This is a genomic window from Aequorivita capsosiphonis DSM 23843, from assembly GCF_000429125.1.
Lineage (GTDB): Bacteria > Bacteroidota > Bacteroidia > Flavobacteriales > Flavobacteriaceae > Aequorivita > Aequorivita capsosiphonis.
Genome location: NZ_KE386850.1, coordinates 85,872 through 100,000 on the forward strand (window position 1 = coordinate 85,872; position 14,129 = coordinate 100,000).

Below are 14,129 nucleotides of genomic sequence, written 5' to 3' on the forward strand. Positions count from 1 at the left end.
TTGGCTATTATAAGGTAATTCCATATTTTTTCGCTACTTTGGATACTGACAAATTCAAAAGTCTCTTGTCTTTTGAGAAAGAATGTCTATAAACTCTTTAAGGTTCAGCATTATGCCTTATATAAATAATTCATCTTACGAAACTGATTTGATTTTCCATAATGGTCATATTTCTACTATTTATGCGGGAATCATTAGAAAATTAGACGCTCCAGACTATAAGCGAAAGCGATTGCTTTTACCTGACGGCGATTTTTTATTGTTGGACTATGTGGTGAAGGATCCAAAAAAAGCGATTATAATCTGCCACGGTTTGGAAGGGGATTCACGTAAAAACTACAACAATGCCTGCGCCAATTTTTTTATTGAAAAGGGCTATTCGGTATTTGCTTGGAACAATCGTAGTTGCGGGGGTGAAATGAATTTGCTGCCTAATTTATACCACCATGGTTCCATTGGCGATTTGGAAGCTGTAATAGATCACGTAATAGCAGAAGATGTTGACGATATTTTCCTAGTTGGGTTTTCCTTGGGAGGAGATCAAATCCTGAATTATCTGGGCCGAAAAAATGCTTCTGATAAAGTAAAAGCAGCTGTAGCAATTTCTGCACCTTTTCAATTAAAATCCAGTGCCGAGAAAATCCAGAGTGGGATCAGTAAAATTTATTTAAGCCGTTTTATTCGAAAGATAAGAACGAAAATCCAGTATAAATCACATCAATTTCCAGGTTTGGTTTCACAAGATGTGTCAAAAAACATTAGAAGTTTTGAAGATGTAATTGATCGGTTTATAATTCCTATTCACGGAGGATATACCGATCTCGCAGATTATTATAAAAAGGCTTCTCCAGTATATTCTGTGGATGGCATAGAAATTCCCGTTTTGGTAATCAATGCGTGGGATGACCCCATTTTAGGGACGGAAGATCATCCTGTTGCCATGGCCAAAGAGCATAAGTATCTATTTCTAGAAACACCCCATCACGGAGGTCATTGTGCCTTCCCCTTGAAAATTTCTAAACATCCATATTCCGTAGTTCGAGCATTTGAATTTTTTGAGGAAATGAGAAATTAGGACTCTAAATAGTGCCGTTATTGCGTTATTTCAGACCTGCAAAAACCTTAGAACCCTTGTAGGAAGAATTTCTTTAGAACGGTCTACTGAATACTGATCACTGACTACTGTATACTTTTTTCTACCAGCCTCCAGAAGCACCACCTCCACCAAAGCCGCCGCCACCGAAACCACCGCCGAAGCCGCCACCGCCTCCGCCGAAACTTCCGCCGCCGCCAAAGCTGCCGCCACCTCCGCCAAAGCCACCACGGCCAAGGCTACTGAGCACAATCATATCTAGCAGACTCCCACCTCCTCCACCTTTTCCGCCTTTACCACCTTTTTTTATTAGGGCGATAATAATCATGATAAAGATGAAAATGATAAAAAACGGTATACGTGTCTCTTCCTTTTTTCCAAAATCACGGTCTTCTTTGAATTCACCTTTTAAGGCAGCGAAAATAGCATCGCTTCCCTTGTCAAGGCCAGCGTAGTAATTGTCTTGTTTGAATTCGGGAATCATAATTCGATTTATGATTCGCTCAGACATTAAATCGGTAATTCGATATTCAATTCCGTAACCAGTGTTTATGTCTACTTTTCTATCGTCTTTGGCAAGGGTTATTAGAATTCCATTGTCTTCCCCTTTTTGGCCAATTCCCCATTTCTGACCCCATTCTGCACCCAGCATCGAGATGTCTTCCCCATTTGTAGAACCAATAATGATACAAACAATTTGAGTGGAAGTAGAATCTGCATAACGAATCAATTTACCTTCCAACGCAGTTTTTTGCGTAGGTGTAAGCAAGTTTAAATAATCATAAACTGAAGTTTCCTTTGATGGTTTTGGCGGAATTTCATACTGTGCCGAAACACTTTGGGAAATAAGTGTTACTGCAATTAATAAAAATAGAATTTTATGTTTCAGAAAGAAATGTTTCATTGAAATTATTTACTGGATACTGCTACTGAACACTGAACACTGAACACTGAGCACTGAATCATCCTACCGAAATATCATCTGGCAGTTCATTTTTATCGTCTTTTTGATAAGGGAAATGCTTTTTTAACTTTTCCCCAGCCTTCAAAATTCCGTCCACCAAACCTTGTTTCATATCTCCATTTTTAAAATGCTTGATAATAGTATCTTTGGTGCTTTCCCAGAAATTTTGACCTACAACATCATTGATGCCTTTGTCGCCCATTATTACGAGCGTTCGGTCTTCAACAGCCACATAGATTAGCACGCCGTTACTCTCTTTTGTGTTGTTCATATGAAGTACATCAAAAACTTCAGCGGCGCGATCAAAAGCATCTATTTGCTTCTTTGGCTCTTCCGTAGAAATCGAATTAGCTTCTAGATGTACGCGTATTTCTCCTGAAGTGTTTTTTTCAGAAATACGAATAGCTTCAACAATAGCAGTCTCTTCTTCCGAAGTAAGAAAATCTTCAACTTTAGACATGTTTATACTTTTTTAAAATATTCTTGAGCTGAACATACTGCCAACTGCAACTCCCGATAGCTATCGGGACTGATTACTTATTCTCGTCTTTTCCGAAGTCAAAATCTACTTTCGGAGCGTTTTCACTACCTGCATCTGCTTTGAAATAAGCTTTTTCGTGGAAGCCTAACATTCCTGCAAACAGTTTGGTGGGGAACTGATTTAATTTCGTGTTCAATTCTTTTGCTGCGCCATTAAATCTGTTACGCTCCACGTTTATACGGTTTTCGGTACGCTCCAGTTCGTTGATTAATTCCTTAAAATTTTCGTTTGCTTTTAAATCTGGATACCTTTCAAAAACGGCTAACAAGCGTGAGAGAGCAGAAGTAACGCCAGCCTGGGCTTGTTGAAATTGAGCTAATTGTTCTGGGGTAATATTAGAAGGATCAATATTAATAGAAGTAGCTTTACTTCTAGCTTCCGTTACAGCGACCAAAGTTGATTGTTCAAATTCGGCATAACCTTTTGCGGTACTTACGATATTTGGGATAAGATCTGCACGACGTTGATACGAGCTTTCTACATTTGCCCATTGCGCTGTGGCATTTTGATCAAGTACTACAAGTTTGTTGTTCAGGCTGGCCATATAGGCGCCGATTAGTAAAATAATACCGAGAATAATAATTATGGGTAACCATTTTTTCATGATGAGGTTGATTTTAGAGTTGTTCTTTTATTTTTAAAAGTTCTGCTTTTACAGATTCCAATTTACGGATAATCTCAAATTGGTCCAGTGTTTTTTGTTTGTTTTCCTTTAAATGAATTTTTGCGCCTTCCAGTGTAAAACCGCGCTCTTTTACAAGGTGATAGATAAGTTCCAGGTTTTTTATGTCCTGAGGTGTGAACTTCCGGTTGCCCTTGGCGTTTTTTTTAGGCTTTATTGCGTCAAATTCCTTTTCCCAAAAACGTATCAGCGAAGTATTCACACCGAAAGCTTCGGCTACTTCACCAATACCATAATATAATTTTTCGGGTAAGTCTATGTGCATTTTTAATAATTATAAATTCAGAATCATTAGCTGTCCTCAATATTCTCTACTACGCTAGATTCTGAATTAATCCATAGATTGGTTTTCTTGTTGTGATATTTTCAACATTTCGGCAAATTCTTCTGCCGACAAACTTCCATAATAAAAGTTTATTGGGTTAATACGCTCACCATCCTTAAAAACTTCATAGTGGCAATGCGGCCCCTCACTTCTTCCAGTGCTGCCTACAAAGCCAATAACATCGCCACGTTGCACTTTTTGTCCGCGTCGAACATTGTATTTATACATATGCCCGTAAAGACTTTCATAACCGTAACCGTGATCTATCACCACGTGGTTTCCGTATCCTGTTGCAGTATTGTCTGCACGTGTAACCACGCCATCCCCAGTGGCATAAATTGGAGTTCCTCGCGGGGCGGTAAAATCCATGCCGTAATGAAACTTTTTAGCCTTGGTGAAAGGGTCGGTTCGATAACCGTAACCTGATGCAACACGCGTCAAATCTTCATTATTTACTGGTTGTATTGCTGGAATCGCGACCAGAAGTTTTTCTTTTTCTTCCGCAAGTTTAGCAATTTCATCTAAAGATTTCGATTGAACCACAATCTGTTTTGTCAAAATATCGAGGTTGCGAGAAGCACTTATAATAAGTTTTGAATTTTCGAAGCCTTCTAAATCCTTATATCGATTGATACCTCCAAAACCTGCTTTTCGCTGTTCATCTGGAATTGGGTTTGTTTCAAAATAGACACGGTACAAGTTATTATCTCGATCTTCCACTTCAGAAAGAACTGCCTGAGCTTGCTCCATTTTTCTGTTTAAAAGATCAAACTGCAACTGCATATTATTTAGCTCCCGCTGTAAAGATAACTCTTTGGGCGTTTGTACTGAGGGAAGGTTTATATAAACCAATAGCAACAAAAAGCCACTCAGGAACATGCCCAAAAGGCTTAAGGCGAAGATCTTTAATTTTCTTCCCTTTTTCTTTTCAATTTTTTTATACGAAAGTGTTTCACTATCGTAGTAATATTTAAGCTTAGACATGCGTTAAAAAATTGCTATTTTTGCGCCTTGCTAGTTTGCGCAAGGTAAAGGTAACGTTTTACAAATATAGAAATTGTTTACTACTGTGCCCAAACCTTTATTTTAGCATAAATTTATAATAATTGAAAAATCCTTTTATGAACCTGACAGTTACAGGGGAATGTTTACAAAGGATGTTTTAGGCCAGTACTGCCGTTCTCCGGACTTTTTGCTGAACGCTGTAAATGCAAGATCATAAAAAAATAATACTATAAACACATGAAGTCAAAGGAAATACGTTCCCAATTTTTAGAGTTTTTTAAGTCGAAACAGCATCTTATCGTTCCGTCGGCGCCCATGGTTGTAAAAAATGATCCCACATTAATGTTCATAAATAGCGGAATGGCGCCATTTAAAGAATATTTCTTAGGAAATGGAAAGCCAAAAAGCAAGCGTATTACCGATTCGCAGAAATGTCTTCGCGTTAGTGGAAAGCACAATGATCTTGAAGAAGTGGGGATGGACACCTACCACCACACCATGTTTGAAATGCTCGGAAACTGGAGTTTTGGCGATTATTTTAAAAAGGATGCAATCGAGTGGGCGTGGGAACTCTTGACTGAAGTTTATAAAATAGATAAAGACATTCTCTACGTTACCATTTTTGAAGGTGATGAAAGTGAAGGTCTAGAGCGCGATACGGAAGCTTATGATCTTTGGAAAAAATTTATTCCCGAAGACAGAATCTTAAACGGTAATAAAAGTGATAATTTCTGGGAAATGGGCGATCAAGGCCCATGCGGACCTTGTAGTGAGATTCACGTAGATATTCGTTCTGCCGAAGAAAAAGCTAAGATTCCAGGAAAAGATTTAATAAATAATGACCATCCGCAAGTTGTGGAAGTTTGGAATTTGGTTTTTATGCAGTTCAACCGAAAGGCCAACGGTAGTCTTGAAAAATTAGCTGCGCAGCATGTTGATACGGGAATGGGCTTTGAGCGCTTGGCTACGGTTTTACAAGATAAGCAGAGCAATTATGACACAGATGTTTTTACGCCGCTAATTCGAGAAATTGAAGCGATATCCAATTCAAAATACGGAAAAGACGAAAAGAAGGACATTGCAATCCGTGTTATTGCGGACCACGTTCGTGCGGTTGCTTTTTCAATTGCCGACGGTCAATTGCCGAGCAACACTGGCGCTGGTTATGTAATACGAAGAATTTTAAGAAGGGCAATTCGTTATGGATTTACATTTTTAGATAAAAAGGAGCCATTCATTTATAAATTGATTGAAACCCTTAGCGCGCAAATGGGCGAGGCTTTCCCAGAGTTGATTACTGAAAAAAATCTGATTACAAACGTAATTCGCGAAGAGGAACAATCTTTTTTACGTACACTGGATCAAGGTTTGGTGTTACTGGGAAATATTATTGAAGCTGCCGATTCAAAAGAGATTTCTGGTAAAAAAGCCTTTGAACTTTATGATACTTTCGGTTTCCCCATAGATTTAACTGCTTTAATTCTTCGGGAACGCGGATATTCCTTGAATGAGAAAGAATTTGATAAAGAACTTCAGAAACAAAAAGAACGTTCCCGAGCCGCGACTAAAGTGGAAACGGGAGATTGGATTGTTTTGGAAGAAGACGATATAGAGGAATTTGTGGGCTATGATACTTTAGAGACGCATGTGCGGATTACGCGCTACCGAAAAGTAGAAAGTCAAAAGGATGGCGAAATGTTCCAGCTTGTTTTTAACTTGACTCCCTTTTATCCCGAAGGTGGAGGTCAAGTAGGCGATAAGGGTTATTTGAAAGCTGCAGATGGAGGTGTGACTTATATTGTTGACACCAAAAAAGAAAATAATTTAATAATCCATTTTACAAAGACACTACCGCGAAATCTCGAAAATACTTTTCTAGCTGTAGTTGATGAAAAACAGCGAAATAGAACTGCTTCAAACCACACCGCAACACATTTATTGCACCAAGGTTTGCGAAATATTCTTGGCGAGCACGTTGCGCAAAAAGGAAGCATGGTCCACAGTCGTAATTTGCGTTTTGATTTTTCACATTTTGCGAGAGTTACGGATGATCAACTAAAAGAAGTAGAGGATTTCGTAAACGCACGAATTCGCGAAGGAATTTCTTTAGAAGAAAGGAGAAATATTCCGTTTCAGCAAGCTATAGATGAAGGGGCCGTTGCACTTTTCGGAGAAAAATATGGCGATGCCGTTCGAACCATTAAATATGGAAAATCAATGGAACTATGCGGTGGAACGCACGTGCCCAATACAAATGATATTTGGCATTTCATTATTACTTCCGAAGGAGCCGTTGCATCCGGGATTAGAAGAATTGAGGCAATAACTGGAGATGCTGCAAAACAGTATTTTGTTGATAGAAGCGAATCTTTTGCATCCCTTCAAAAAGCGCTTAACAATGCGAAAGATCCCGTGAAAGCTGTAGAAAGTTTACAAGAGGAGAACAGCAGTCTGCAAAAACAAATTCAGCAGTTGTTAAAAGACAAAGCAAAGAATTTAAAAGGCGATCTAAAAGCTGAAATCGAGCAAATAAACGGTGTGAATTTCTTAGCTAAAAAAATAGATTTAGATGCTGGAGGAATGAAAGATTTAGCTTTTGAAATGGGAGGTGAAACTGAAAATCTATTCTTGGTTTTTGGAGCCGAGCACGATGGAAAAGCTTTATTAGCTTGCTATATTTCAAAAGAATTGGCGGCTGAAAAAGATTTTAATGCCGGAAAAATTATTCGTGAACTGGGCAAATATATCCAAGGCGGCGGCGGCGGACAAGCTTTCTTCGCAACGGCTGGAGGTAAAAACCCCGCAGGAATTGATGAGGCTTTAAATATAGCTAAGGACTTTTTGAATTAACTCTGTGCCCTCTGTGTCTCTGTGGTAAATATTGCACCACAAAGGCACTGAGAACACGGAGATTTGTAAGAAAAACCATGAAACTCCAAACCGAAATACCTTTATCTCCCGAAGAAAATCAAATAGATTACTCTTCAAAAATCCTGTTGCTTGGAAGTTGTTTTTCAGAGAATATTGGAGCGAAGTTGGATTATTTTAAGTTTCAGAATATTCAAAATCCATTTGGAGTTATTTTTAATCCGGTGTCTATTGAAAAATTGATAGTTAGAGCGATTGACAAGAATTCTTTTTCCGAAGAAGACATCTTTCAACATAATGGAATTTGGAAATGTTTTGAAGCGCACTCAGAGCTTTCTTCATTGGATAAAAATGAATTTTTAGAGAATTTAAATTCTGCTTTAAAAAACCTTCGAGAAGCACTTTTCTCTTCCACTCATATTATATTCACTTTTGGGACTTCTTGGGTTTATAAGAATTTGGATGCTTCGGCTCCGCTCGGCAACCGTGCCTCGGCTTCGCTCGGCAACCGTATTTCGGCTCCGCATAGCAATCAAAAAATAGTAGCCAATTGTCATAAACTTCCACAGAAAAATTTTCAAAAGGAATTGCTTTCCATTGAAACCATTTCAAAAAGTCTTCAAAATATATTCGATAAAACTTCAGAAGTAAACGCGAAGGCTGTTATAATAAATACTGTTTCGCCAGTTAGGCATGTTAAAGATGGTTTTGTTGAAAATACACTGAGTAAAGCGCATCTTTTTTCTGCAATCCACGACTTTAAAAATCCGCGATCCTTCTATTTTCCTTCTTATGAAATCGTGATGGACGAGTTACGCGATTATCGTTATTATTCAGAGGATCTACTTCATCCCAATAAAACTGCTATTGAAATTATTTGGCAGAAATTTTCAAAAGTGTGGATTTCTTCTGAAACAGAATCCTTTCAGAAAGAAATTGCTTCTATTCAAAGAGGTTTGCTTCACAAACCTTTCAATCCTGAAAGTGAGGAGCATATTCAGTTTGCAAAAACACTTCAAAAGAAAATTGCTGTGATTCAGCAGCATTTCCAGGATATTAAATTTTAGAATCTCATACCCCCTTTGCGGGCTAGGGGGAAAAATACGTCAATTGCCCTATTGTTAACTGTTTGGTTTTGGGGCAATTTTGTTTTCAATAACAATCGAAACCCAAAAAGGGTGACTAAAAACCAAATATTATGAAAATATTCAACAAAACAATTTTAGTGTTAATGGCAGTAGTTGCCATGAGTTTTACTTCTTGTAGCAAAGATGATGATGGAGGTTCGGATCCAGATGGCGGAACGGGTACTTTTTCAGCTAAAGTAAACGGAGATTCTTTTATTTCATTGGATGGAACAGTTACTGGCCAGATTACACAAGCTGGTCCAACAAAAGTTTTTGCTATTAGTGCGGGAACTATGCAATCTGAGAATTTGCAGATGGTTGTTACCACTTTTGATGGGGTAGGAACGTACGATCTGAATTTTACAAATGTTGGAACCTATAGCTATTTACCGGATCCTAGCAATCCAGATCCAAGTACAGTAGTGATTTTTAGTACTGGCAACGGTCAAGCCTCTAACGGACAGCTTAAAGTTTCGAGTTTTGAAGGTAATATTGCAAAAGGAACCTTTAGCTTCTCTGCCTATAACTTAGAGAACCCGTCACAATCAACTTCGGTAACAGATGGAGAATTTAATATAGAAATGACTATGAATTAAATCCATCTTTATCAATAAAGAGAAAAATATTAATTTGGGTTTTTTTAGAGTAGAGGAATTCTTTATGACAAAGCAGACAGCTATTCATATTTGTCTATGATCTTAAGATCTAAAAAAATCTGCTACCTCAATATTTTTTCAGACCCCAAATGAAGTGAGGAGCATTTGTGGTACCTAAGACCCCATTGTTCAACTTTGGGGTTTTTGATTTTTTATAAATAAGGCAATTGCCCTATTTGACCGAAGATGAAATAGAATTATCTTTAAGCGTTTAAACTAAGTCCAAAAATGTATTTAGAAATTATCATAGCCCTAATTCTAGTGCTGTCTGTCTTGGGGATTTGGTTATGGTTTTTTAAGAAAAATGGAGCCTTACTTTATCTTCATAACCAAAATATTTTGGATTTAGAAAGTAAAATTTCCAAGAACCGTTTTCAGATTAATAGTAGAAACTCAAATCTTAGCAAATATCACTTTTTAAAATACAACTTAAATGAGGCTTTGGTTCGTCAAATGGAAATCTAGGTATAAATTATGAAACGATTTCTGCTCCAAATAGTTGTTTTTCTTATTTTCACGATTTCCTTTTCACAGGAAAAAAAAGTGATTGATTCCATTAATAATCTTTATGTTCAAGGGCTTAACATACCCCAAGACTCCATTGTTTCTTTGTTTCAAAGAAATTTAAACAATGCTGAAAAAATCTCATACGAACTTGGAATGGCAGATGCATATTCCCAGCTCAGCTTGGTTTATGGATACCAAGGAAAATATGAAGAGAGTACTAAAAATTCGATTAAAGGAATTAAGCTGTATGAAAAACTGAATCAACTGGACAGGGTTGCAGACTATTATGCCGAAATGGGATATGCAATGAAATACCGCGATTTAGAACTGGGCCTTTATTATATGCAGAAAGGGAAAAATATAGCGGAGGCCAATGATTTTAAAAATGAGCTTAAGGATATTTATAACAACTACGGCGTTTTAAAAGAAATTAATAACGAGTTAGACAGTGCGCTGTTTTACTTTAACAAAGGCTTAGATATAAAACTGAAATTGAACGATACCATTGGTGTTCCATATAGTTGGAGCAATATGGCTGGTGTGTATGGATTACAAGAAAATTTTTCAAAATCGAGAGAGTTTTTCAATAAATCACTTCAACGAAGATTAGTTTGGGCAGATTCGTTGGGAATCGCTGAAAATTACACCCAATTGGGGGAGGTTTTTATGGCAGAGAAAAAATGGAAAAATGCCATCCCGCTCATGCACAAATCACTTCCGATCTCATTGAAAAAGCGATATCAAAATCTGACGCAGTATAACTATAAAATGCTTTCAGATATTTATAAAAAACTAAGGAATACCGATTCGGCTTTGTATTATTTTGAGCAATATTCTGTTGTAAAAGATAGCGTTCACGGTATAAGAGTACAAGAAAAAATTGCAGCGCTAAACATTGAGTTTGAAACAGAAAAGAAGCAAAATGAAATTCTTTTACAGAAAACAGCATTGGCAGAAAAGGATCTGGAAGTAAGACGAAAGAACACTATTATATTTGGTAGTTTGGGACTGGCTTTAGTTCTTGGGCTTTTGGGGTATCTGCTTTATAATCAACAAAAACTAAAAAACCGACAGCTTCAGAAAGAGAGCGAGTTAAAATCGGCCTTGGCAAAAATTGAAATACAGAATAAACTGCAGGAGCAACGTTTAAGGATTTCCAGAGATTTGCACGATAATATTGGAGCACAACTCACTTTTATCATATCCAGTATTGACAATCTTAAATACGGATTTTCAGATATTGGTGAAAAACTTGGAAACAAACTTAGTAGTATCAGTACTTTCACTTCACAAACTATTTATGAATTGCGGGACACTATTTGGGCAATGAATAAGGAAAGCATCACTTTTGAAGATTTGCAGGCTAGAATTGCTAATTTTATTGAACACGCAAAGAACGCTTCCGATTCAACGGAGTTTTCATTTAATATTGATGAAAGTGTAAATGTTGCGCAGGTTTTTACTTCTGTTGAAGGGATGAATATTTACAGAATTATTCAAGAAGCTGTAAATAATACATTAAAATACGCTTCCGCAGATGAAATTGAAGTCAATATTTCAGAAAAACAAAATCAATATCTTATCGAAATTATTGACAATGGGATTGGTTTTGATCAAGATTCCGTTGAAATGGGTAATGGTCTTAACAATATAAAAAAACGCGCCCGAGAAATTAGAGGAACACTTGAAATTATTTCGATATTGAGTAAGGGGACGAGAATAATTCTATATGTTCCAAAATAGTCATCCGTACTGAACTTCCGTCTTCCGTCATCAAGCATTTTGCTTTGTTCTTTTTTCTTGCGTCTATAATTATACGTCATTTGCCCTATTTCAGCTATAATTCTTAAATTGTATTTTTAGTATCTTTAACTAATCTAACCAAACTGAAATGTTACATATCGCAATTGTAGATGATAACAGTTTCTTAATTCACGCCATCAAGGAAAAACTCTCTTTTTTTGAAGATGTTTCAGTAAAACACACTTCATTAAACGGTAGTGAACTCCTCACAAAATTAGGCGAAAATCACAACTTGGATTTAATTTTGATGGATATTGAAATGCCCGTTCTCAATGGCATTGAAACCACACAAATTGTAAAACAGAAATATCCACACATCAAAATAATTATGCTTACGGCTTTTGATAATGATGAGCATATTTTCAATGCGATAAAGGCCGGTGCTGATGGTTATTTATTGAAAGAAATCAATCCAAAGGATCTGTATAATGGAATACGAGAGACCTTAAATGGCGGGGCGGCCATGAACCCATCTATTGCAATGAAAACTTTAAAACTGTTAAGAAATCCTATTGATATCCAAAATTTACGTGATAAAGAAGAAATTTCACTTTCCAATCGTGAAGTTGAGGTTTTGGAACAATTGAGCAAAGGTTTGAGCTATACTTTAATTGCCAAACATCTCTTTCTTTCACCCAGCACCGTCCGCAAGCACATTGAAAATATCTATAGAAAATTACAAGTTCACAGTAAGATCGAAGCGGTGCAAAAGGCAAAAAATCACAATATAATTTAGTCACCGTCGATTGTATCCCAATTTCGAACTGAAATTTTTTGGGTATGGAAATCTTGTTTCGAATTAAGCATTCGTGTATTCGTGGTTTGCTTAGAAAACTTTTCTTACTCAAAAAATATAGTGTAATTTTACTTTTCACTTCATATTAATTCTATTACATCAAACCCCACATTATGAAAAAACTATTTGCGTTTAGTCTCGCCTTTCTTTTTATTTCTACATCTTCAATTTTTTCACAAGAAAAAAATCAAGTCGTTGATGGAATTGTGAAGGAAGCTTATGAAAACTCACATCTCAAAAATCTTGCTCACGAATTAATGGACGATATAGGTCCACGATTAGTTGGTACACCTCAAATGCAAAAAGCAAATGATTGGGCGGTAGCCAAATATAAATCTTGGGGCATTTCTGCGGAAAATCAACAATGGGGCGAATGGAAAGGCTGGGAGCGAGGCGTTACCCATATTGATATGGTTTACCCAAGAGTACAAACTTTAGATGGAACGCAGTTAGCTTGGAATCCTGGAACTTCTTCAAAAGGAGTAACTGCAGAGTTAGTTGTGCTTCCAGAGGTTAAAAATGCAGATGAATTTAATAAATGGCTTCCTACAGTTAAAGGGAAGTTCGTTATGATTGGAATGAAAGAAGAAACCGGTAGACCGGATTACAACTGGAAAGAATGGGCAACGCCAGAATCGTTTCAGAAAATGAAAGATGAGCGAACTGCACAAGTTAATGCTTGGAATGCTAATATGAGAAATATGGGCTATACCAAAAAGAGTATTGTTGAAGTCCTCGAAAAAGCAGGTGCAGCAGGAATTGTAGATTCATATTGGTCTAAAGGTTTTGGAGTAAATAAAATATTTGGTGCACAAACCAAAAAAATTCCCACTGTAGATATTGAATTGGAAGATTACACGATGCTTTACAGAATGGTAGAACACGGAGACAAACCGAAAATACACGTGGTTGCAGAATCTAAAGATCTAGGCATAGTACCCACCTTTAACACGATTGCTGAAATTAAAGGAACTGAAAAGCCAGAAGAATATATAATTCTTTCTGCGCATTTTGATTCTTGGGATGGTGGAACCGGTGCTACCGATAATGGAACTGGAACTTTGGTTATGATGGAAACTATGCGAATCTTGAAAAAATTATATCCGAATCCTAAACGTACAATTATCGCCGGACATTGGGGCAGTGAGGAGCAAGGTTTAAATGGTTCTTTGGCTTTTGTAGAAGATCATCCCGAAATTGTAAAAAACATTCAAGCAGTATTTAATCAGGACAATGGTACCGGACGAGTTGTAAAAATCAATGGTGCAGGTTTTTTACATTCTTATGATTATATTTCACGCTGGCTATCTGCCGTTCCAGATACAGTAAGCAGACATATTGAAACTACTTTCCCAGGATCACCGGCCAGTGGCGGATCAGATAATGCTTCTTTCGTTATGGCTGGAGCTCCAGCTTTTGGTTTAAGTTCTTTAAGTTGGGATTATTGGAACTACACTTGGCATACCAACCGCGATACCTACGACAAGATAATTTTTGACGATGTACAAAACAACGTTATTCTAACCGCGGTAATGACGTATATGGCTTCGGAAGATGAAGCATCAACATCGAAGGAGCAGATTATTTTGCCGATTGATAAGAAAACAGGAGAACCTGGTAAATGGCCAACACCTAGATCTCCAGAGCGTAAGGGTGGAATGTAAGTAAGGTTAATCACCAAAAAACAAATCCCAAATTCCAAAAGGTTATTTTTTGGAATTTGGGATTTGTTTTTTGGTATTTATTTGATGATTGGTAATTG

At 37.1% G+C, this 14,129-nt stretch carries 13 protein-coding genes; 8 read left to right on the forward strand and 5 right to left on the reverse strand.

Annotation, left to right across the window (positions count from 1 at the left end):
* Window positions 1–112 precede the first annotated feature (112 nt).
* A complete protein-coding gene (locus G440_RS0117705) occupies window positions 113–1,075 on the forward strand; it encodes a YheT family hydrolase (RefSeq protein ID WP_026452516.1) in 963 nt (320 codons plus the stop codon).
* 121 nt (window positions 1,076–1,196) lie between these two features.
* Here the strand turns inward: G440_RS0117705 and G440_RS0117710 are convergent, their stop codons facing one another.
* From G440_RS0117710 to G440_RS0117730, 5 genes are all read right to left on the reverse strand, one after another.
* Window positions 1,197–1,997 (reverse strand): TPM domain-containing protein, encoded by an 801-nt coding sequence (locus G440_RS0117710; RefSeq protein ID WP_026452517.1) that lies wholly within the window; start codon window positions 1,995–1,997, stop codon window positions 1,197–1,199.
* A gap of 58 nt (window positions 1,998–2,055) precedes the next feature.
* Entirely contained in the window at window positions 2,056–2,517 is a 462-nt protein-coding gene (locus G440_RS0117715) for a TPM domain-containing protein (RefSeq protein ID WP_026452518.1), read from the reverse strand.
* A gap of 73 nt (window positions 2,518–2,590) precedes the next feature.
* Window positions 2,591–3,202, reverse strand: a complete 612-nt coding sequence (locus G440_RS0117720; protein WP_026452519.1) for a LemA family protein — start codon at window positions 3,200–3,202, stop codon at window positions 2,591–2,593.
* 13 nt (window positions 3,203–3,215) lie between these two features.
* Window positions 3,216–3,545, reverse strand: a complete 330-nt coding sequence (locus G440_RS0117725) for a MerR family transcriptional regulator (protein WP_026452520.1) — start codon at window positions 3,543–3,545, stop codon at window positions 3,216–3,218.
* A 66-nt stretch (window positions 3,546–3,611) separates the two neighbouring features.
* On the reverse strand, window positions 3,612–4,589 hold the full coding sequence (locus G440_RS0117730; RefSeq protein WP_026452521.1) for a M23 family metallopeptidase: 978 nt from the start codon (window positions 4,587–4,589) through the stop codon (window positions 3,612–3,614).
* 258 nt (window positions 4,590–4,847) lie between these two features.
* On the opposite strand from G440_RS0117730, the gene alaS reads away from it, so the two are divergent.
* The 7 genes from alaS to G440_RS0117765 all read left to right on the forward strand — a co-directional run bounded on the left by alaS (window position 4,848) and on the right by G440_RS0117765 (window position 14,031).
* Window positions 4,848–7,460: an alanine--tRNA ligase gene (gene alaS, locus G440_RS0117735; protein ID WP_026452522.1), complete on the forward strand. Its 2,613-nt coding sequence runs from the start codon at window positions 4,848–4,850 to the stop codon at window positions 7,458–7,460.
* A gap of 77 nt (window positions 7,461–7,537) precedes the next feature.
* Window positions 7,538–8,545 (forward strand): GSCFA domain-containing protein, encoded by a 1,008-nt coding sequence (locus G440_RS0117740; RefSeq protein ID WP_026452523.1) that lies wholly within the window; start codon window positions 7,538–7,540, stop codon window positions 8,543–8,545.
* A gap of 131 nt (window positions 8,546–8,676) precedes the next feature.
* Window positions 8,677–9,201 carry a Riean_0653 family protein gene (locus G440_RS0117745; RefSeq protein ID WP_157418065.1) on the forward strand — a complete coding sequence of 175 codons (525 nt, stop codon included), beginning with the start codon at window positions 8,677–8,679 and terminating at the stop codon, window positions 9,199–9,201.
* Window positions 9,202–9,489: 288 nt separating this feature from the next.
* Window positions 9,490–9,726, forward strand: coding sequence for a hypothetical protein (locus G440_RS0117750; RefSeq protein WP_026452525.1), 237 nt, complete (start codon window positions 9,490–9,492; stop codon window positions 9,724–9,726).
* Window positions 9,727–9,735: 9 nt separating this feature from the next.
* Entirely contained in the window at window positions 9,736–11,511 is a 1,776-nt protein-coding gene (locus G440_RS20345) for a tetratricopeptide repeat-containing sensor histidine kinase (RefSeq protein WP_026452526.1), read from the forward strand.
* A gap of 148 nt (window positions 11,512–11,659) precedes the next feature.
* Window positions 11,660–12,307, forward strand: a complete 648-nt coding sequence (locus G440_RS0117760) for a response regulator (RefSeq protein WP_026452527.1) — start codon at window positions 11,660–11,662, stop codon at window positions 12,305–12,307.
* Between the two features lie 173 nt (window positions 12,308–12,480).
* Window positions 12,481–14,031 carry a M20/M25/M40 family metallo-hydrolase gene (locus G440_RS0117765; protein WP_026452528.1) on the forward strand — a complete coding sequence of 517 codons (1,551 nt, stop codon included), beginning with the start codon at window positions 12,481–12,483 and terminating at the stop codon, window positions 14,029–14,031.
* Window positions 14,032–14,129 lie beyond the last annotated feature (98 nt).

Excerpts from the sequence above, each read along its gene's own strand:
- G440_RS0117725 (WP_026452520.1), bottom strand. The coding sequence starts at position 3,545 with ATGCACATAGACTTACCCGAAAAATTATATTATGGTATTGGTGAAGTA.
- G440_RS0117745 (WP_157418065.1), top strand. The coding sequence starts at position 8,677 with ATGAAAATATTCAACAAAACAATTTTAGTGTTAATGGCAGTAGTTGCC.
- G440_RS0117730 (WP_026452521.1), bottom strand. The coding sequence starts at position 4,589 with ATGTCTAAGCTTAAATATTACTACGATAGTGAAACACTTTCGTATAAA.
- G440_RS0117720 (WP_026452519.1), bottom strand. The coding sequence starts at position 3,202 with ATGAAAAAATGGTTACCCATAATTATTATTCTCGGTATTATTTTACTA.
- alaS (WP_026452522.1), top strand. The coding sequence starts at position 4,848 with ATGAAGTCAAAGGAAATACGTTCCCAATTTTTAGAGTTTTTTAAGTCG.
- G440_RS20345 (WP_026452526.1), top strand. The coding sequence starts at position 9,736 with ATGAAACGATTTCTGCTCCAAATAGTTGTTTTTCTTATTTTCACGATT.
- G440_RS0117715 (WP_026452518.1), bottom strand. The coding sequence starts at position 2,517 with ATGTCTAAAGTTGAAGATTTTCTTACTTCGGAAGAAGAGACTGCTATT.
- G440_RS0117740 (WP_026452523.1), top strand. The coding sequence starts at position 7,538 with ATGAAACTCCAAACCGAAATACCTTTATCTCCCGAAGAAAATCAAATA.
- G440_RS0117710 (WP_026452517.1), bottom strand. The coding sequence starts at position 1,997 with ATGAAACATTTCTTTCTGAAACATAAAATTCTATTTTTATTAATTGCA.
- G440_RS0117705 (WP_026452516.1), top strand. The coding sequence starts at position 113 with ATGCCTTATATAAATAATTCATCTTACGAAACTGATTTGATTTTCCAT.
- G440_RS0117765 (WP_026452528.1), top strand. The coding sequence starts at position 12,481 with ATGAAAAAACTATTTGCGTTTAGTCTCGCCTTTCTTTTTATTTCTACA.
- G440_RS0117750 (WP_026452525.1), top strand. The coding sequence starts at position 9,490 with ATGTATTTAGAAATTATCATAGCCCTAATTCTAGTGCTGTCTGTCTTG.
- G440_RS0117760 (WP_026452527.1), top strand. The coding sequence starts at position 11,660 with ATGTTACATATCGCAATTGTAGATGATAACAGTTTCTTAATTCACGCC.